Below are 18,894 nucleotides of genomic sequence, written 5' to 3' on the forward strand. Positions count from 1 at the left end.
ATTAAAACCCCATTGGAACTGCACCAGCTACAGAGCGACTATTTAACAGTCGTTCCTTGGTTTGCTCAACTGCTCTCACGTCGTCTGTCCCTTTTGAAATAGCTAACTCAATAGCTTTTACCATTTCTTTCATAGTCGCGCTATCGAGTTCGCCAGAAAGCTCTAACCGTTGTAGTTTCCGGCACATAGATAGTGCTGGATTGACTTCCTCTGGTGCATTGATGAGGAATTCTAAAGGAGTCATTTTCATGGTTATTTTACTCCTTTAGAGCCGTTGCGTTTGGCTACTGTAATCAATTCTCCAGGTTTTCTAATGATGTCGGCGTTGGCGCAATCTGGGTAATAAGTTGTGAGCAATTTGCGGAGTTCGTTATCATCATTTGCTATTTCCTCATCAACAGGATGCTGTTGTCCCTCGAAGGAAATTAGCACTTTCTTTTTTGAAGTCATTTTCTTATCCCAAAAGTAGGTATGTTGTTCAAATCCCAAATAAGGTCAGTTGCGTTCCAGTAGTTTTAGACTCTGTAGAAGTTGTAGACGTAGTGGTGCTACTCGCTTCGCTTCCAGGTTTATTTGGGTTAGCGCTTCTTTTCTTTTGGTTGCGAGCATTAGCAATCTGTCGCCGCACTTGGCAATTGGGAAAATCTGCTACAAGTTCCTTCAGCAGTTCTTTGAGAGGTGGCGGTAATTCTCCCAATGATGACTCTCTTATCTTTTCGCTAACTGGAAAGTCTCTGTGACTACTTGCGGAAATAATTACAATTCGTCCGTCTGGATGGCCGTCATCTGGTTTAAATGTCAGGTGCAGTTCGACGGTACATTTCTCTAAGATATAAGGTTCTTCTTGATGTTCGGATTGTAAATTGTGGGATTCTTCAGTTTCAGAGACAGTATTTTCTTCATCTTCCTCTGCCCAATTATCATCATCTATTGATTCTGAAGCGCTTGCAGAGGTTGATGATTCAGTAGCGACTGGTTTTTTAACTTTAGCTGGCGAGAGGAGACCTAGATAATGTTTTTTGGCTTGCCAGCGATCGCGGTCAAATAGCAGTCCAATCTTTTGGAATTTTTCCTCTATTGTTTCTTCATCTTCGCCTTGAATTGTATACTCAATTAACTCTTCGCTCGTTACCGATAAATTAGCAGCCGCGACTGCCTCTTCTGGTGTCAACCATTTCATTTTTGCTATGCTATTTAATAGCTTGTCATACTACTTATGGGCGTTAGCCCCCTTATTGGTATTAATTAAACTTATTCAAAGATCCACTTAATAATAGTAGCGGCTCATCTCCGTAGGCTTCTACTTCCAAGTAATCGGTCATTGCTTCAGCTACAGCGGCTCTTATAGAACCAAGGAGGACGAATAATCGCCCATCTTTTATGGGAAACGATATATCGAGGCGATTGTCTCCATCCTCAATTAAGATGGCAAGTTTTCCTCGATGAATTCGGTAGATAATTGTGTCAAATGTTGAAATATCAAAGGAATGGTTGTTTTTTTTATTCATGGATTAAGTTCTCCTAAATTAGTTCAAAAAAAAGGTTTAGCAGATAGCGATATAACAACTATCTGCTGTTAGTTAAACCTCCCACGCTTGTTTGTCTGAAGATTTACCCCTAGCCGACTCGTGCTTTCATCTTCTTGTTAGAACCATCAACGCTTTTAGCGATCGCCTTTTCTTTTCGCCTACTATTTTGTGTTATAGTTGAATGATTCTCCTGAGTATTTGGTGCTGCAGCACGATTTGAAATTACCTCAGTTGCAGAGGTCAGATTTGATGGTACTATTCCGTATTCAACTCTGAGTTTACGCTCAATTCGAGTGCCATCAACGGGAATGCCTTGTTTCCAATCCGCTACGATTTTGCGTTTGTTGGGTGTAACAACTAGCTTTTCTGTGCGGTACTCTGTTGGCAATTCACAAGGATTGATTAATACTTCGCAACTTGGCGGATTTTCCTTGAGTCGGATGTGACGCGAGCGCCCCACAATCTCTGTAGGAATTACTCCCATTGAGTGAAATTGTAGCAGGGTTTTATCTAGACTGTTGCGCCACCGTTCCAGTCGTTCAATTGCCTTATTATGCAGTTCTACTAAGTGTTTTAAGCGTGCTTTTACGGCACAAATTTCAGCATCTAGTTGGTCTGCTAGTTCGGCTTGAGTGTCAGCAGCAATTTCCTGGTTTGTCTGATTTTCCCAGATTTCTTTAAGAATAGCCTCCTCTTCTTCGGGAGTTTCAGCAGTTTCCAATTGATTCCAGAGTTCGACTGCTTGTATCGAATATCTGGCTAACAAATCTTTGGCTAAATACATTAGTTACCACCTTCCACAACAATGAAAATACTCATCAAAAGTTTCAATTCGAGCGAGTAGGTCTAGCGTTCCTGGCGTGAGTTCGTCTTCCAAACTATGAGAATCAATGTCATCATCGCCTACTTCCAAAATTTCCGTCTCTGGGATAAGTTCTAGGGAGTCTGATTTGAAATCCACTATTGCCAACAAAGAAGTATTAGTGTAGGAGATGAGCGAATTTGTTGTATTATCAGCTTCACATTTTTGCAGGTACACGGTTGTGTAAAACCTCCTTTAGAGTTTCAAAGTCAACAATGCTTAATAGTGCTTTCCATTTCGCGTAGAAGCCCTTAAGCTTTCAACTTTTTTTAAAGCAGGGACTCGCTGCTTGCGAGAAGGAATTTTTTCTTGAGATACATCTGGTAATTCTTCTGAAAGGTCATCTTCGTCGTCTTCAAGATCGTCGTTAGTGAAATCAGCATCGTTATCCTCATCCGCGTCATCCACTTCGCTTTCATCTGTCTGAACTTCTGGTTCTGGCGATGCTGCAGCAGGTGAGGCAGTTGAGGTAGCGATGATGTCATAGCCGAGTTCTAGGATTAGCGATCGCACGACGCTTTCCATCTGCTGTTCCGATAACCCAGGAGTCGTTCTTTTGAGTTCCTGCCGTTTCATTAGCATCCACACTTCCAGAGTTTCTTCTGGTGTTGCAGTCTTCAATGCCAATTTGATTTTTCTAGTCAGTTTTTCCCGCGTGGATTTGAGACGGTCTGTGGCAATTTTTTGTGTATTATTTGGCTGATTTGTAGGCATAAGTAGTGGCGTACCAAATTATTATTTTCACCCAAAAAGGTGGGCGTTAGCCCATTTATAAGTCGATGACATCGGAAATTAGGTAGAGGTGTGTATAATTCCTTGGACTGATGGGATACGACGCGCATATTTAGTAAGTTAAAGGCTGAAAATATACATAATTTTAGTTTGTACATCGCCTACAAAAAGCATAATTATGAGCCAAATAAGAGGCTTTTATCCAGTTATTCTTATCCCTGATTCAATTCGTCAGTTCTGCGCGGATAACCCGATACCTATTTTGGAAGAAAGTGCTTCTTCTACAAAAAAAATGCCTTTTCCGCCGCGACCGCCAGTTTCCAATAATTCTCGTTATTCTCTGGTAATTCAACTTTGGATAGCTAGTGTTGCGGTAGTAATGTTGGTTAACTGGCTGTTTGGCATGAGTGTTATAGCTTTCTGGTCATCGCTGACGTGTTCGTCAGTGAGTGTAGTGGCGACTTTTTCCTATCTGCGGTTTGTTGATTTTCAAGTGCGCGATCGCTACAAGCAACGACTGGCTGACTACCAACAACAATTATCCAAATACGAAAGTTATCAATTGTGTCGCTTGCAGCCAAATCGCAAGGAAACTGAGCAATATAATTATCTGTTGCAGGAGCGATCTAAGCTGCTTAATATTTCTTTAAGAGAAATTATTCAGCAGCCAGCAAGTCAGAGTAAGGGAGGAGTACAGCAAGGGGTAAGTGAAAAGCAATTTTTTATTTACTTATGTCGTTATTTCTCTGGTTTTTATGACTTCTGTATGGGTGGTGAGTTTCCTATACCCGGTACATCTTTTCGTTACACCGCTGACTTTATTTTGGTTCATAAACCGACTGGTTTAGCTATAGATATCGAGATTGATGAACCTTATGATGGGAGAACGGGAAAGCCTCATCATTGTGTGGATAGGAATAAAGATAATCAGCGCAATCAGTTTTTCTTAGAAAGAAATTGGGTGGTGATTCGGTTTTCTGAGTTGCAAGTTGTTAAATATCCTGATGGTTGTTGTAAGGCGATCGCTAGAGTTGTTTCTCAAATTACAGGTGATTATAGAGGATTAGTTCAGTTACAAAATGTTAAAGAGTTACTGCCCCAAAAACAATGGAAAGTTAAGGAAGCTGTTTATATGGCTAAGGCTAAATTTCGTAACTCTTACATAAGAAATAATTTTTGTTAATTAAGGAATTATACTAAAATTTTCAATAAATTTATAGGCTTGCTAAATGCGGGTTGTTTTCACGAATTTTTTGTAACTTAGCTCCCTCAAGTTTAATAGCTGCGGTTCGATCCAACCAAGAGTAAAGATTAGCTGCCAAAGAAGCATTAAGGCTAAACGGTTTAGAATTAAAGCCCGCTCTCATACCTCGACGAATTTCAGGTAGGGTCAGTCCTTGTTCGAGCAGAAAAGGAAGAATATCAATTAATTCTTGAAAAGCGTTCTGTGGCTGAAAGCTGTTATCTGGATCAGCTTTAAGGGTGAATCTGCGACGACGCTTAAAAGGATGTTGCCAAGCCCAGCGATAGTGATCCAGATATGCTTCATCAGTATCAATAATAGCATCGGTACGATCTATAGTATTAGCATTTTTCCAATAAGTTTTTTCTTTTATAATAAATACCAAATCACAATAAAGGTTATTGAAATTTGGAAAAGTATCGCCACTGACCCAAAAATTGATATCACCTACTATGGAAGACATTTGTGTAATGTGACAATAGGAATGCAGGAATTTACAATTCCAAATGTATGGATCTTGATTGCCACCAATAGAATCATGATAAACTACGATGCTATCGAATACTGATTTAGTACGAGATGGATGGTAGATAAGATAACCGTTCAAAATACGACCTCAATAGTAATTATAAAGTACAATTATATAATTAAAAGTATATCTTATGAAATAAAAGCTCTGTTAATAGATTGTTTGAGGTTAAGTAGAAAAATATTCTCATAAAAAGCTAAGAGGATATTTCAAAAGCTAAAGAAAGCTATATTTAACTGCTGATGAGAGGAGGGAAGCAAAACCGTGTGATGTGAGCCAATATATTGACATACTCGATCGGGCTGGCACTCTGTTCACCATAATTTTTTAATATCCTCTAAGCAAACCTATTAATTAAGAGTACAATCCCAACTCGTCAACCTCCGCCTTTTAAGTTCTGCAACCATCAAAGGATGTCCCTCTAAATTCGGGTTACTTTTGACGATCGCTACTGCCATCTCACGAGCTAAATTCAGCAAACCCTCATCATCCAGTATATTTGCCAGAGCAAATTCGGAAATTCCCGACTGGCGATAGCCCAGCACAACACCTGGCCCACGCAGTCGCAAATCCATTTCGGAAATAAAGAACCCGTTGCTAGATTTTTCCAATACCTCAAGACGTGCCTTAGCTTCTGTTGCTTTACTGGTATTTAACAGAAGACAATAGGAACGGTGGGAACCCCGACCGACGCGACCTCTTAACTGGTGCAGTTGAGCCAAGCCAAAGCGATCGGCATGGTCGATTAAAATCACTGTAGCGTTTGGAACATCCACGCCCACTTCAACCACAGTGGTAGAAACGAGTATCTGAGTTTTGTTGTCGCGGAATGAGTTGAGCGCTTCATCTTTCTCGGCAGATGTCATCCGACCGTGCAGCAATCCTACCTTGAATTCGGGGAAGATTTCCGTTGAGAGTCGATCGTATTCTGCTACCGCTGCTCTTAAATCTAGCTTTTCCGATTCTTCGATCAGGGGAAGGATGATGTACGCTTGACGACCTCGAAGTACCTCAAGGCGGATTAAATCGTATGCTGAAGCGCTTTTATTAAGCACTTTCGTGTGAATCTTCTGACGACCGGGCGGTAACTCGTCAATCTGACTGACATCCAAATCCCCGTGCAAGGTCAGGGCTAAAGTACGCGGAATAGGAGTCGCGGTCATCGTCAATACATGAGGTCTATTTCCCTTGTTCAGTAAATCCTGCCGCTGCTGCACGCCGAATCTGTGCTGTTCATCGATGACTACCAGACCGAGTTTGTTGAAGTTGACCTTCTCTTGCAGCAGCGCGTGAGTTCCCACTAACAGGGAAAGTTCACCTGTCTCTAATTGGGCGTGAATTTCTCTGCGCTTGGCGGTTTTGGTAGAACCCGTCAGCAATTGAACAGAAACGCCAAGGCGTTCAAACCACGTAGCAATCTTTCTGTGATGCTGTTGGGCCAACACTTCTGTAGGTGCCATAAGTGCCGCTTGGTAGCCAGACTGGATGGCAGCGAGGATAGCAACGACAGCAACAACTGTTTTACCAGAACCGACATCCCCTTGTACCAGTCGGTTCATCGGCGTTTTGGAAGTCATGTCGTTGAGAATGTCGTTAATCACCCTACGTTGAGCTGAGGTAAGCGAGAAGGGAAGTTGAGAGTAAAACTGTTGGATTAGAGGGCCAGCAGGAGTTATTTTTGTAAAAGCCGATCGCGCCAAAAGCCGATGGCGACGCACGAGAAACGATAGCTGGAGATAGAAAAACTCATCAAATACAAGGCGACGGCGGGCAGCTTCTAGTTGGGTTTCGTCTGGGGGCTGGTGGATGTTTGCGATCGCCTTCTGTAATTCCATCAAACCGTGTTGTCGTCTGAACTCCTGCGGCAGGGGGTCATTTAGCAGCTTGGCAGATTCCAAAGCTGAGGTTACTGCATCTTGGACAATTTCGTTGCTAACTCCCTTTGTCAAAGGATAAATTGGGATAATTGAATTTTTCGTATCCTTGGCTTCGTCTAGACCGATTAATCGGATTTCAGGGGAAGTTAATGTCATTCCACAATAGCGATCGGCTTTGACTATCCCAGATATAGCAACAATGCTTCCAGCAACATAGGTGGCGGCTTGCTCGTTCCTCCACTTTTTTGATTGGTAGTACGGGTGGTTGAAGAAACGCTTGCAGGCTATTTTACCGGTTTTGTCCTTGACAATAATAGTCTGAATTGTTAGCCTAGAATTTTTAGGCGGACTAACTACTTCCTGATGTTCAATCTTACCTACAACCGTGACTGAATCGCCTACGTTCAACTGATAAATTTTTACTCGCTGATACTTGATGTAATCACGGGGAAAGTAGAGCAGTAAGTCTCGTACAGTTGCAAGACCCAGCCTTTCTAGCATTTTGTAATTGCTTGGGTGTAACCCTGGCAGATCGCAAATGGGTGAATGCAGTTTCATGATGATAGTTGGGAATTTCTCAAATTCAAATTTTTGTTAGTAAGCCATTCATAATGCTGCGCTAGCAGCCACTTCACCAATGGCAAATCGCTGAATTTAATTGGGAGATACACTGCTTTTAGTCCTTCCATTACTTCTAACAAAGCAGAGTTCCATTCTCGCTGGTTGCACGAAGATTTAGGGCGCAGTCGAGAGAAGTAAGTGACGTAGATTCATAATTTTAAGGTGGCGCTTCCACTCTTTCACACTACTGATAATAGAGTCTGAGTCACGGCTTGGACAAGCCGGTTTGGAAAAAGCTCTTTTCCAAATAGCATATTGTTTGGTTTTTAGGTGGGTTGCAACGACGGTTTTACTGCTCAAATAAGTCGAAAAGGGTGGGCAATAAGCAATTTGTTTATCGCCCAACTTCAGTCATCGTTTCCTGGCCCCATGAAAGCTGCGTAGAATACTAATAGTGAGCTTTGATTAATCCAAAATTACGCCAAATTTGCGCTCGATTGCTTCATCACGATCGTTAAAACCATTTTCTGTTTCTTGCTCTTGAGATGCTAAGATTGCGTTCCAGCCGGCAAAGCCTGGATTGATTCGCTTTGATTGAGGGAATGTTTCAATAATTTCTTTTGACAGTCGATCGCCATCTCGATCTCCTTTGAAGCCGGCTACTATAGTTTCTACTTCCTTAAGAAAGTCGGTTGGCAGCGAAGAAACCGCATCAATGCTTAAGTATAAAGTCGGCCTCTTATTGAAATCTGGATCTAAGGCAATTACAGACAGGAGTTCTACCGGGTTGCTGGCAATAATGGCTCTTTCAATATTGTTTTGAACCGCTATCCAGAAAACTCCCTTTTCACTATTGTCGCCTCCTTGATATGAGCCTTCCCCATGACTGTCAATGGAAAATTTTCTATTGGCGTCTAAGGTGCAGGTTCCTCTGTACTCTCCTGCAAGAGTGCGGAGTTGGAATACAGGGCGGTTCAGGCTGTCTGCGTCTATCCATCCCCTGTCGTGTAGGAGGTCGATTAATTCGACTGGCAGACAAGCATTTTCTATTAAATTGCTTCGTACAGACTCCCAGTTAAGTGAGTCGAACCCCGATGTTTCGCGATCGTTGGGCGAGTCGGGTTTGCCTACATCTTCTGACTCAGCGATTAGAGAATCTTTGTCGGTTTCTGAGGAAGTCCCTGTGCTGCTTCCTTCTCGCTCTGGCCTGTCAATGTTAGAGTAGCTTTGCCAGTATATTGGTGAAGAATTGCTCTCGATGCTGCTGTTCCTCATTTCGCCACAGTCATCAGCATCACTATCATTGTTCGCGTCGCTATTTGGTTTAGAGTTTTCTGTTTCCAAAATTTCGTTCAATTCTCGCTCTTGCAATGGGGGAATGGCTTCCACATTTATGTCAGTATTAGCAGAGTAAGTGACTCCTCTGTATTTTTGCAACCCCTTGAAGGTGTAAGCTTTGCCTAAATGAGTGCCGCTAAAAGCAATATTGCCTAATTTGTAGCTAATCCCTAATTCGCCTGCGGGGGTAGGTTCTATTTTTACACTAATGCCTTGTTCAACGAGTCGGTCAATCAAAAGAGCGAGCGCGGGACTGTCAGTGGTTGCTCTATCTAGTGCTGTTTGCAGTTGTTCCCGCGTGCTGATTTCCCCCGTTCTTGCTAACCGTCGGTGTTCGCCAGTCGTGGGAGAACGGCGTTCTTTATCAAAACTGCGGGAAGCTGGTGTCAAGTCATACTTTTCTTCCAATTCTTGAATCAATTTTTCGCTGCGTAGATAGTTCCAGCTATCTGATACGCAAGTTCCTTGCTCATCCAATTTGATACGGCTGGCTGCAATGTGAATGTGGTCGTGGTCGCGGTCGGTATGGCGGATGATAGCAAACAGATTTTTATCCAGTCCCATTCCTTCTAGGTAATCTAGAGCGATCGCCCGCCATTTGGCATCAGGGATATACTCGCCATCCGGCACGCTTAAGGTCGCATGGTAAACTGGTTTTTCAACTCTAGGGTTGAGTTGTTTGGAGAACAGAAACTCAGCAGCTAATTCCTGGACATTTTCTCCTACCATATTTCCTCCAATCAGTGAAGCTCCTTCTTTGGAGAAGAGGTAATTGAGCAATGGGGTAAAAGTTTTACCGATTTTCTGCTTGCCAATCATTATTTACTAAACTTAAAACTTGTGTAGTAAAAAAGTGATGATTTGTGGATGTTTTTATTAAAAGTTTTCGCTAGGAGCTTCTAAATTTTCCTCAATATCGCTTAAATTCATTAGAAGTGGTACGTTCATTTGCTGTTGCTGTACTTGCTTGAGCAGTGCCAAAGTTTGCTCAATCAGATCCTCAAAGTTGGCTGGCTGTGTAATTTTTTCCCCCATCCATAATGCTTGTTCTGTAGCAAGGGCAATCGGTTTGAGGCGGAGGTTAAGTTCGGCTAATTTTTGGCACAAAGCTGGTTGATGTTGTTGTTTAAAAGTGTGGTATCGGAACAGACTGCTGATGCTCACCTGGAGATTTTTAGCCATTGTCTCAGCAAGTTGAAGTTCTTCTGGCGTTAGGTATACGGCTATTCTTTTGATTCGTTTGGATCTTGACATGGCTAGTTTGCTCGCTATTTGGTGTTGGGTAACGAACTTTATCCTTCGGCTGCGATCGGGTAGCGTGCGCGGAGGGCAATCGCGCCTCAGCCACTTGCCACTCGCTTGTTGCCTGGAGGGGCTTTAAGGCATGGCAACTCGATGTCAGTCTTTCCAATGGAAAATTTTCCCTTGCCACTAGGGCTTAGACTCAGGTTTGGCTGAATTCAACAGGCGTGGGAATTTCCAATGGAAAATTTTCCATTGTCACTGTGGCCCAGAGCCAGATTTGGCTGAACTTAACAGGCGTGGGAATTTCCAATAGACATCTGGGAAAATCAATGATGCGTGCTCTTCCACTTTTGCTTGCATACGCGATCGCCCTTGTCTCTACATCTTTTTTCGAGATGTCTGTGTGAAGTACCCGATGCTGATTGCAAGCAATACAGCGGGGGGCTTCCCGTCTAATAGCTAATGGAAAATTTTCCATTGAACAGCGACAGGCTGGCAGCAGCGCTCTCCTCATAGGGGTGCTATCCCGTTAGAGAAAGCAGTTTGCACGCACCTCTGACACAGCTTGCTACCAAAAGCTCTGTCCCAGCCTAAGCCGTGAGTCCGATTTTTGTAGATGCTGGGATTCAGACAACTGGCTGAGGGAGGGGAGGTTTTAGGAGGGGTTAATAAGTAGTAAGTGCGTTTTAATCCTTGAATAGCTCTTGTTTTACAGCCTTCTTTTGAGGTGGCAGGCTTGGCTTAGCGTAAGGGTTATTTCTGCACGTCCTTTCCGTACAGGGCTGTTTGTTTACCACTCTTGAAACTTCAATTAGGAAGACCTGCGATATGAGCGAAACTACTATCGAAACCATCTGGCCTCAAGCGATCGCGGTCTGCGATTACGGGGGGTCAGCTACCAAAATTCTTTACGCAGGACCAAAGAATCAAATTCGACTGCTGTGCATGGAACCGGAGGTTGTATCTGTACCGCACGAATCAATTTTGGCTTATGGCACAGACCAATTGGGGTCAGCCGAGCCTGAGAATACGGCTTGGGTTGCCTTTAGGAACGATTACAGGGCAGTAGGGTATTTGGCGAAAGAGAGGTTTCACGCCAATGCTGGCCTTTCGGAGCTTAAGTACGAGAGGGCGCTGCACAAAACTCTGGCTGGGATGTGGGCGATTAAGGAAAAGCTGAATTTGCCTCCGAAATTTACGGCGGCGATCGCCGTGTTGTTGCCACCGGGGGAATATGAAGACCGGGGGAGGTTCGAGCGGGTGCTGCGGGAAGCTTTAGCAGATTACCAAACTCCTACAGGTCAGATGAGCGTGGAATTGTTGGCGTTTAACTGCAAGCCAGAAGGGGGTGGTATTTACCTGATGCACAACAAAAAAGTTGGTTCTGTTTTGAAAGAGCGGGTGTGCGCGATCGCCATGATTGGCTACCGCAATGCCAGTCTGCTGGTGGTGCAACGGGGGGATGTTAGACCGGGAAAAACGAGCGATTTGGGCTTCATCCGCATGGTGGAGAGGGTGGTAGCTAGGACTTCAGGGCAGACTGCGGAGCGACTGACTCCGGCGATCGCAGCAGCGGGATCTGAGTTCAAGGCAGCTCCTTTAATGCGGTTGGCTCGCAGCACGACTAAGCAAGGGCGGGCTGAAGAAGTGCAGCAGATGATAGCAGCCATCAAAGAGGCACGACCTGAATATGCGCGGAGTCTCACCAGTTGGTTGGATGAGAATTTGCCGCCGGATTGCGATGAGTTGGTGTTCTGCGGTGGGACGGCTGATTATCTCCGCAAGGAGTTAAACGAACATTACGATCGCTTTCCGATTATTTGGAATGCCGAAATTGCTATGCCACCTATTTTGTCAAAGAAAGGGTTTGAAAATCGGCTCAATGATGTCTATGGGATGTTTTCGTATTTCAAGGCCAATTTGAAAAAGCAGTTCAATTCTCAGGTCACAGAATCCGCTGTTTGTGGGTCAAAAGGTTCCGTTTTACAGGAGATAGTTGGTCGTGGCTAACAAAAAAGAAAGGGTTGATTTTTTGTGGCGCTATCAGCCTTTAAAATCTACTGATGATGGAGTTTTGATGTCCTATATTAAAGGCAATTTATTGCTGCCTTCGAGAGAAATGATTCTCCAATCTCTGCGACCTTACTGGTTGCCGCTAGCATATCTGGAAAAAGAGAATACCGATCCAGTTATTTTAGGGCGGTTATTTAGAAATGCCGTCTATGCTCTGGAAAAGCACGCTCTCTATTTGCGCGAGCGAGGCGGGATTGAATATCCTCCTACTAATATAGGGGGAATGCCTATTTCCCAAATACCATCTTCGCGAGAAGTACCTGCTGGCATTGAGGAGGCAGACCGTTCTCTGGTTTACGGTGTGGAAAGCTTGACGCCTCCTAACCATTCCACTCGTAGCGGATTGACTGCGGATGACTTCTTTGAATTAGAGGGTGGCGAGGATTTCGATGATTCAGGATTCGCATGAATGAGTTTCAATTATTGAGCGGAATTTGGCCCTAACTACCTCTGCAAATACAGGTAGGCTAGTCATTGTATTGGATTTGCGAATTTAGATATTAGGCACATTTTCTTGCTGGTTGGGCAGTTATTAGCTATTTCTAAAAAGCAGAAATAACTGTATTTGTGTTAGGAAATCAACCTGAAATAGGACAGTTCGACATGGCAAATAGAAGTAGAAACTCGAAATATCAAGTGCAACTAACAGATTCTGTGGTTAAACAGGTAAATGAAGGAGGAGATTCAGGTATGGATACAGTGATAGAAAACTCGAATGGTTTCAAAGAGTGCGGGTTAGAAAAGGTTGAAAAATCGGCTACTAAAATTCATCTGATTGATGGAGAGAAAGGCGGGGTTGGCAAGAGCTTATTTGCTAGGGTTTTGATTCAGTATTTCTTGGACAAGAATTTCCCATTTTTTGCCGTAGATACCGATCGCTCTAATCCTGATGTATCTCGAATCTATGAGAGTGTATGCCGTGAAGCTCTATTTAGCGAGGATGAGAAGAAGTTTTACGAAGCGGATCGGATTTTTGAATTGGCGTTTGAGAAGAGCGTAATTGTCAATTTACCGGCTCAGGTTTATCCTTTGGTAACTAAGTGGATGGGAAGAAACAATTTAATTGAGTTGGGGAAGCAGTCTCGCATTAGTTTTTGCAAGTGGTTTATTTGCACGGGGGGCTACGATAGCGTGCAGCTCTTTTTGAAGTCAGTTAAGCATTTTGACAATAAGATTGCTCACGTCCTAGTCCGCAATTTGGGATTGGAGGATGATTGGAGTTCTGTGGAAGAGATGGAGGAGGTTCAGAATGCGATTAAAAAGTATGAGGTGAAGGTGATTGATTTTCCTAAGTTTTATTCACGGGAAAGGAATGCGATAGATGCTCGGGGGATAACTTTTGATTTGGCAAGGAATAGCCAGGAACTCGGTGTGTTGGGCCGACAGCGGATTAAGTCGTTTATGTTGTCAGCTTATGAAGCGTTTGAAACTACGGGGATGTTGCCGTGAGTTATGGTGCTGTTGATACTAAATCTTTGCTGGATATTGCTTTAGAGGGGCAATCTGAGGAGTACAGGCGCAAAGTTTTGGAGTTGGCTTTTAAGGGGAAAATTGAGCCAACTGACCCGATTTTTCTGATTTTGTTGGCTGCTGGCCGATTGGAAGTGCTGATTCAAGAGAGTCCAAAACCAGAGGATTTTGAGTTAGCGTTCGATCGGTGGGTGGGGCGGATTAACAAGACTTTGGCGAGTTACGAACGGGTGGCGGTTGAGAAGCAAGAGGGGAAAATTGCTGAAGCAGTCAATTCTCTGGTGCGTCAGACGGAATTGACTCGGTGGAGGACATCGGCTCTTGCTTTGATACCGGCTGCGAGTATCCTGTTGGTAGCGTTGGGTGTCGGTGCTTTGATAGGGTGGATGGGTTTACTTTGGTCGCAAGAAGGGTTTGCGCCGGGGAAAGCGGTTCATCTGACTCAGGAGCAGGCGGAGGCTTTGCGGTGGGCGACTAGCGCTGAGGGGAAGTTTGCTCGGAATTTGATGAAGTGGAATTCGGATAGTCTGACTAATTTAGAATGTAAAAAAGATGTCAAGCGTTTGGGGGTGACTCTGGAAGTTGCGGGTAGGCCAGCTACAGAAGGATTTTGTACGATTTGGGTGGAGCCTATGGAGAAGCGTAGGTTTAGGGATAGACGCTAAAAGAGCAAGAAAATAGGCACTAAACGATTTTAAAACTTATAATTTTGCGTTAATCCTCCAAAAAGGAGACAATTTAATTCAGTAGATTTTACACCCGGAGCACAGGGAGTCTCGAAAGCATTTGAACTTGAAATTAATTTGTCAGTCATCCAAGCGGCTCGTGCTGCGCGTAACGTAACTATGCCTGATTTTTTTGCGCGATACGATCCAAGCTCAAGGGTAAGGGGAAGAGTTGAAACTGCTCGAGGAATTCATAAGGATGTCAATCAACGCGCTCGGCACTATCCGCAAGTAGTAAGGCATCGTTTTCTTCCCTTGGGATATGCCTTGTATGTTATCAGAGCAATGCCAAATCATTCTCCAAATTTTTTTGACACAGTTGTATCATGCTGTTTACAGCAAACTCTACCTTCTCATGTCTTCGATGCCTGGGAACGTATTTATCAAATTCGCAATCAGGCTTCGCATACTAAACCATTAAGCCATGAAGACTATAAAAGGGTTTTAAAAGATGCTCTTTCACCAGATGTTTGGCGTACTTTAATGCGAATAAAACAGTTTCTATCCAGTTAAATTACCCTTGAATAATTCAGGGTAAAGGCAAAAGGTTTACCTCTACCAGTATTTTGATGACCCATATAGGTACAGAGGAAAGGGGAAAGGGGACGCTTTTCCTGAGCATATCAGAGAAAGCGATGCTTGTACAGGTAGCGATCGCCCTCCTTTCTTCATCCTAACCCTAACTTCTTTCGCACATCTTCACTACTCACAACTTTACCTGCTTTTTGCTGTTGTTTGGAGCGATCGATAATCTCCAAAAACCGAGGATTGCTACTTAAAGAAACCCTTTCAATATCAGCTATAGCTACTAAAACAGCTACAGGTTTACTTTCAAATGCTGCGATCATCGGTTCTCTTCCCAAACTACGGACATAATCGGCTAATGATGCTGCACAATCAGACGGTTGTTGCTGCAAAGATTTTTTGATTAATATTAGCGAATCTGGATTTGTTGCTAAGGGTAAATTTTCTAAGTCGGCAATTGGCGTTAGTACAGCTACAGAAGTTCCCTTGATGGTAACAAGCAACGGTTCTTTCCCTAAAACTTGAATGTATTTACCCAACGATTCAGTTGCTTGTGCGAGTTCTACTGATTTCATAGTTCAATTTCCTCCTGACCGATCCGAACTTGATTGCGGTTCTTGACTCCAACTGCTTGAATGTAGACTACAGAAACTGTGTTTTCTTCTACATCGTAGTACACCCGTAAATTTCCAATCCGCAATTCCCAGGTCGCTAAACTGTTAGGTTCCATCGGTTTGCGATTTCTTGTCTCAACTAGGGGTTCATATTTTAGTTGTTCGTCTACAGTATCTAATACAGTTCGCTGCTGTCGAGTTGTTAAAAATTTTAGATGCTCAATAGCAGCGTCAGCGTATTCAATTTGATAACTCAATTATCCTCATCTCAATGTTAATAACATATCCAAACATTCGTCTTTCTCCATGCCACCCGACATGAAACATCAGATAGCGATCGCGAGCCACATGAAAGATATCTTTTGCGGACCTAGCTTTACGTCACGATTTCTCTCAGTTCTTACTTATAACTCAGGTACGCTTCTAATCGGATTTCCCAAGCGATCGCGCGCAATTGGCGGCGCTGCCGCCATGCGTAAAATGGGCAAAACCTCTGGATGCTGTCGCAGTAATACGGACGTGATGTTGGTCAGATTGGCTGTCTCAGAAGAGGCAAATTCAACTTGTTGAGTTGTAGCAATGCGAGTGTCGCGGTAGGCGAGGGGAGCGAACTGCATGAACCAATTGTTATAGAAGTCTACCGACAGGGCAATATCGGGTTTCCACAAGTGTGGTTTGTCGGCATTAACTGGCACTGCACCTCCTCTAATCGCGACCCTCGCCTAAATAGCTTAGATTGCTGGAACGTCTCTGTTGTATTATCCACCAAGCGGTTGCTCTTGAAACGGATTTAGTCAACTAAACCCGCGCGAAGGGCTCTGACAGCAGCTTGAGTGCGATCGTCGCAAGACAGCTTATTAAGGATATTACGCACATGAGTTTTCACAGTACCGAGGGAAATGTATAGCTGCTTGCAAATTTCCTCATTACTGCACCCTTCGACAATCAACTCTATAACCTCTTTTTCTCGTTCTGTTAAAGGGTTTGCCATTAACAACTGACCGTACTCTGGCTCAACTCCATTGATTGACACAGTGGAAATGGGGGCTTTGTTAACAGCTTCCTTGAAAGGGTTATTCATGCGAGCCAAAACGATTCTGGCAATTGAAGAATCGATCCAGTTTTCGCCAGCATTTGTCTCAACAACAGCTTCCACTAACTTTTCAAAACTGACATCTTTCATGCAGTAAGAGTCGGCTCCCGCTGCAAAAGCTGCCAGTACGGATTCTTCGTTATCCTGCATCGTCAAAATCAACACTTTCGGTTGGTTATCTACGCTTGGGGCTTTGGAAGTTTGTACGTATTCTTTGAATCTTTTTGTCAATTCAATCCCATCTACCAACCCCGGTAGTCCGATATCAACGATCGCTACATCAGGCCGGGTTTTCTCCAGTAAAGTTATCCCTTGCAGACCGTTAGCTGCCTCTCCGATAAATTCGAGTTCTTCGCAGTCTTCTAAAGCTGCTTTGATTCCAGCCCTTGTCAGGTGGTGGTCTTCAATTAAGGCAACGCTAATTTTATTCATGGTTGGTTTATTCAAAAAAAGGACAATTGTAATTCAGCGGCACGAGTGTGCCCAAAATAGAACGTATGCGCTCTTTTGTATCCAAACAAGATTTTTAGAGCGAGATAGGGAAACGTACAGTAAATGTGCTGCCTTGACCCACCGTTGATGCCACGTCAATACTGCCAGAGTGGGCTTCTACAATCCGGTGAGACAAGTGCAGCCCCAGGCCGCAACCTGCTCTAGCATGGTTTCCGGGGCGGAATCGTTCAAACAGCGAAGCTTGTTCTGAGGCTCTGATACCGGGGCCGGTGTCTTCTACGGTAATATTTACCCACTTGGCATCTGGACGAACAACGATTTTCACACAACCAAAATCGGTGAATTTAATGGCATTTCCGACTAAGTTGGTGATGACTCGGCGGAGTTCGAGGCGATCGCCTTCAATCCTTAGTGGTTGCGGGTCAGAGTCGTCGAAAGTTAGGACAAGTCTTTTATCAATAGCCACAGCCTCCTGTTCCTTAACGACTTCTTTGACCAGTTTTTTGAGGTCAAAGGGAGCGCGCGCCAGAGTTTTGCAACCAGATTCAAATCGGTGAACTTCCAGTAAAGTATTGACTAACGAAAGCAAATTTTGGTTACTGCTGCCGATGGTTGCGATCGCCTCTACCGCTTGAACGGGCAGTTCACCAAATTTCCCTCGTTGGAGTAGGGTCAGCATTCTATCAGCGCCGACTAGGGGAATCCGCAAGTCGTGGGTAAGACGAGCCACAAAATCCTCTCGCGCCTTTGTCACTTCCTGCATCGCATCTATACTATGTTTGAGCCGGAGGAGGCTACGGACGCGAGCCAACAACTCATTTACTTGGATGGGCTTGCAAACGAAATCGTCAGCGCCCAAGTCTAGTCCATCTGCTATGGTTGTTGAGTTGTCAGCCGCAATTAACAGGATGGGGATAAAGGGAAGTTGAGGATTTGAGCGAATTCTGTAAGTCACTTCGTAACCGTCTACTTCTGGCATCATTACATCCAACAGGAGTAAATCTGGGGGCGACTCCTCAACTAAAGCTAAAGCATCAAGTCCGCTAGAACTTGTACTGACGCAGTAGCCTTCTTCGGAGAGGATAGCCTGCATAATAAATAAGTTGTCAGTCGTATCATCAACCGCCAAGATTTTACTGCGTTTATCTCTCATTGCCCTGAATTTCTCTCCCGCCTCCATCCAAAGCTTACGAACGAGTCCATATCTTCTGAGTCAGCCTTTTGGCGGATAAAACTTAAAAACTGTTGATAATCTTGAAGCTGCTTGGATTCTTCCAACTTTCGCTGCTTTCTGATTCGCAACAAGTAGTCTTTGAGACGAGCGTACCGCCATCCAACATGGAACCCCAGATCGTAGATTTGAGGGATTTTCGGATTCGCGGTCGCGTTGAGTAAGGTTTGTGCGACGTTTGGCGAGCCAACGTCTGAAATTGTTCTCCTGCTTTTTTTTCCATCCCTACAACCTTTCCAAAACTCTTGGCTGCTAGTTGAAGTGTGGATGGAAATCTTGTACTCTTGCAGCGTCGTCTCAAGCCAATCTAAGTCTTGTTTTCTGTCGTTTGAGAGCGAATCGTTGGGCTGATACTTGTTCCAAGCGCGGCCTAAAGCATTTAGCGACTTTTGAAAATCTGCCAAAAAACAGTCTAACACTGTTTGATACTTTGCCGGCGGTGAAAGTCGGCTGTGGTTTGAAAGAGTGTGACTTTGTGGCATAACTGTCAACATAAGCCAAACAGGGTTTGAGTTTGCTTTTTTCGGTTTCATCTCTATGTCTCTAACCTATCAACTACCAAGCTCGATCGAATTCTACCTAAAAGCTGATTTCTCATTCACTGTCGCAAAGCTAATAATTTCTCCTTCACTGCCACTCTTTGTCAGAATTGTTAGCTCGACTTTTCTTTTTACAGAATAGTTATGCCGTCCCGTGCGCGATCACCTGTACCAGACCGATCGCCCAAAAGTAATGTTCTCTTGGTTAACACAGCATCTTTGACAAAAACTTAAACTTTGCCTCCCAACAGCCAG

At 43.9% G+C, this 18,894-nt stretch carries 24 protein-coding genes; 6 read left to right on the forward strand and 18 right to left on the reverse strand.

The window, feature by feature from the left end:
• Nucleotide 1: 1 nt before the first annotated feature.
• The 7 genes from QUB10_RS06655 to QUB10_RS06685 all read right to left on the reverse strand — a co-directional run bounded on the left by QUB10_RS06655 (nucleotide 2) and on the right by QUB10_RS06685 (nucleotide 3,105).
• On the reverse strand, nucleotides 2-250 hold the full coding sequence (locus QUB10_RS06655) for a hypothetical protein (protein WP_015211754.1): 249 nt from the start codon (nucleotides 248-250) through the stop codon (nucleotides 2-4).
• Nucleotides 251-252: 2 nt separating this feature from the next.
• Nucleotides 253-450: a hypothetical protein gene (locus QUB10_RS06660; RefSeq protein WP_015211755.1), complete on the reverse strand. Its 198-nt coding sequence runs from the start codon at nucleotides 448-450 to the stop codon at nucleotides 253-255.
• Nucleotides 451-478: 28 nt separating this feature from the next.
• Nucleotides 479-1,180 carry a hypothetical protein gene (locus QUB10_RS06665; protein WP_333200645.1) on the reverse strand — a complete coding sequence of 234 codons (702 nt, stop codon included), beginning with the start codon at nucleotides 1,178-1,180 and terminating at the stop codon, nucleotides 479-481.
• A 61-nt stretch (nucleotides 1,181-1,241) separates the two neighbouring features.
• Entirely contained in the window at nucleotides 1,242-1,508 is a 267-nt protein-coding gene (locus QUB10_RS06670) for a hypothetical protein (RefSeq protein WP_333200647.1), read from the reverse strand.
• A gap of 109 nt (nucleotides 1,509-1,617) precedes the next feature.
• Nucleotides 1,618-2,313 carry a siphovirus Gp157 family protein gene (locus tag QUB10_RS06675; protein ID WP_333200649.1) on the reverse strand — a complete coding sequence of 232 codons (696 nt, stop codon included), beginning with the start codon at nucleotides 2,311-2,313 and terminating at the stop codon, nucleotides 1,618-1,620.
• 3 nt (nucleotides 2,314-2,316) lie between these two features.
• Complete coding sequence (locus QUB10_RS06680) at nucleotides 2,317-2,568, reverse strand: hypothetical protein (protein WP_333200651.1); 252 nt, start codon at nucleotides 2,566-2,568, stop codon at nucleotides 2,317-2,319.
• 42 nt (nucleotides 2,569-2,610) lie between these two features.
• Nucleotides 2,611-3,105: a hypothetical protein gene (locus tag QUB10_RS06685; protein ID WP_333200653.1), complete on the reverse strand. Its 495-nt coding sequence runs from the start codon at nucleotides 3,103-3,105 to the stop codon at nucleotides 2,611-2,613.
• 196 nt (nucleotides 3,106-3,301) lie between these two features.
• Between QUB10_RS06685 and QUB10_RS06690 the strand changes: the two genes are divergently transcribed.
• Nucleotides 3,302-4,306, forward strand: a complete 1,005-nt coding sequence (locus QUB10_RS06690; RefSeq protein ID WP_333200655.1) for a hypothetical protein — start codon at nucleotides 3,302-3,304, stop codon at nucleotides 4,304-4,306.
• Between the two features lie 31 nt (nucleotides 4,307-4,337).
• On the opposite strand, the gene QUB10_RS06695 is transcribed toward QUB10_RS06690, so the two are convergent.
• The 5 genes from QUB10_RS06695 to QUB10_RS06715 all read right to left on the reverse strand — a co-directional run bounded on the left by QUB10_RS06695 (nucleotide 4,338) and on the right by QUB10_RS06715 (nucleotide 10,394).
• A complete protein-coding gene (locus QUB10_RS06695; protein WP_333200657.1) occupies nucleotides 4,338-4,829 on the reverse strand; it encodes a hypothetical protein in 492 nt (163 codons plus the stop codon).
• Between the two features lie 416 nt (nucleotides 4,830-5,245).
• On the reverse strand, nucleotides 5,246-7,330 hold the full coding sequence (gene recG, locus QUB10_RS06700; protein ID WP_333200659.1) for an ATP-dependent DNA helicase RecG: 2,085 nt from the start codon (nucleotides 7,328-7,330) through the stop codon (nucleotides 5,246-5,248).
• A gap of 468 nt (nucleotides 7,331-7,798) precedes the next feature.
• Nucleotides 7,799-9,490 (reverse strand): relaxase/mobilization nuclease domain-containing protein, encoded by a 1,692-nt coding sequence (locus tag QUB10_RS06705; RefSeq protein ID WP_333200661.1) that lies wholly within the window; start codon nucleotides 9,488-9,490, stop codon nucleotides 7,799-7,801.
• A gap of 57 nt (nucleotides 9,491-9,547) precedes the next feature.
• Nucleotides 9,548-9,925 (reverse strand): hypothetical protein, encoded by a 378-nt coding sequence (locus QUB10_RS06710; protein WP_015211765.1) that lies wholly within the window; start codon nucleotides 9,923-9,925, stop codon nucleotides 9,548-9,550.
• Between the two features lie 190 nt (nucleotides 9,926-10,115).
• Entirely contained in the window at nucleotides 10,116-10,394 is a 279-nt protein-coding gene (locus tag QUB10_RS06715; RefSeq protein ID WP_150111731.1) for a hypothetical protein, read from the reverse strand.
• A gap of 350 nt (nucleotides 10,395-10,744) precedes the next feature.
• Here QUB10_RS06715 and QUB10_RS06720 point away from each other — a divergent pair, with 350 nt between their 5' ends.
• The 5 genes from QUB10_RS06720 (at nucleotide 10,745) to QUB10_RS06740 (ending at nucleotide 14,697) form a co-directional block, all read left to right on the forward strand.
• Complete coding sequence (locus QUB10_RS06720; RefSeq protein ID WP_333200664.1) at nucleotides 10,745-11,926, forward strand: ParM/StbA family protein; 1,182 nt, start codon at nucleotides 10,745-10,747, stop codon at nucleotides 11,924-11,926.
• Nucleotides 11,919-12,398: a hypothetical protein gene (locus tag QUB10_RS06725; protein WP_333200666.1), complete on the forward strand. Its 480-nt coding sequence runs from the start codon at nucleotides 11,919-11,921 to the stop codon at nucleotides 12,396-12,398. Before QUB10_RS06720 ends, QUB10_RS06725 begins: the two co-directional genes overlap by 8 nt.
• A gap of 194 nt (nucleotides 12,399-12,592) precedes the next feature.
• Nucleotides 12,593-13,438: a mobilization protein gene (locus QUB10_RS06730; RefSeq protein WP_333200668.1), complete on the forward strand. Its 846-nt coding sequence runs from the start codon at nucleotides 12,593-12,595 to the stop codon at nucleotides 13,436-13,438.
• Nucleotides 13,435-14,124, forward strand: a complete 690-nt coding sequence (locus QUB10_RS06735) for a DUF6753 family protein (RefSeq protein WP_333200670.1) — start codon at nucleotides 13,435-13,437, stop codon at nucleotides 14,122-14,124. The genes QUB10_RS06730 and QUB10_RS06735 overlap by 4 nt, the downstream gene beginning before the upstream one ends.
• 138 nt (nucleotides 14,125-14,262) lie before the next feature.
• Nucleotides 14,263-14,697 carry a hypothetical protein gene (locus QUB10_RS06740; protein ID WP_333200672.1) on the forward strand — a complete coding sequence of 145 codons (435 nt, stop codon included), beginning with the start codon at nucleotides 14,263-14,265 and terminating at the stop codon, nucleotides 14,695-14,697.
• Nucleotides 14,698-14,852: 155 nt separating this feature from the next.
• Here the strand turns inward: QUB10_RS06740 and QUB10_RS06745 are convergent, their stop codons facing one another.
• The 6 genes from QUB10_RS06745 to QUB10_RS06770 form a co-directional block, all read right to left on the reverse strand.
• Complete coding sequence (locus tag QUB10_RS06745; RefSeq protein WP_333200674.1) at nucleotides 14,853-15,284, reverse strand: hypothetical protein; 432 nt, start codon at nucleotides 15,282-15,284, stop codon at nucleotides 14,853-14,855.
• Nucleotides 15,281-15,580 carry a type II toxin-antitoxin system RelE/ParE family toxin gene (locus QUB10_RS06750; protein ID WP_333200676.1) on the reverse strand — a complete coding sequence of 100 codons (300 nt, stop codon included), beginning with the start codon at nucleotides 15,578-15,580 and terminating at the stop codon, nucleotides 15,281-15,283. Before QUB10_RS06750 ends, QUB10_RS06745 begins: the two co-directional genes overlap by 4 nt.
• Nucleotides 15,581-15,727: 147 nt before the next feature.
• Nucleotides 15,728-16,018, reverse strand: coding sequence for a XamI family restriction endonuclease (locus QUB10_RS06755; protein WP_333200677.1), 291 nt, complete (start codon nucleotides 16,016-16,018; stop codon nucleotides 15,728-15,730).
• Between the two features lie 95 nt (nucleotides 16,019-16,113).
• A complete protein-coding gene (locus QUB10_RS06760; protein ID WP_333200679.1) occupies nucleotides 16,114-16,848 on the reverse strand; it encodes a response regulator transcription factor in 735 nt (244 codons plus the stop codon).
• A gap of 94 nt (nucleotides 16,849-16,942) precedes the next feature.
• The gene (locus QUB10_RS06765; protein ID WP_333200681.1) at nucleotides 16,943-18,022 is read right to left on the reverse strand and encodes a hybrid sensor histidine kinase/response regulator; all 1,080 of its coding nucleotides are present in this window, start codon (nucleotides 18,020-18,022) and stop codon (nucleotides 16,943-16,945) included.
• Nucleotides 18,019-18,633, reverse strand: a complete 615-nt coding sequence (locus QUB10_RS06770; RefSeq protein WP_333200683.1) for a hypothetical protein — start codon at nucleotides 18,631-18,633, stop codon at nucleotides 18,019-18,021. The genes QUB10_RS06765 and QUB10_RS06770 overlap by 4 nt, the downstream gene beginning before the upstream one ends.
• Between the last annotated feature and the right edge of the window lie 261 nt (nucleotides 18,634-18,894).

The sequence above is a fragment of the Microcoleus sp. B5-D4 genome (assembly GCF_036705145.1).
Taxonomy (GTDB): domain Bacteria; phylum Cyanobacteriota; class Cyanobacteriia; order Cyanobacteriales; family Microcoleaceae; genus Microcoleus.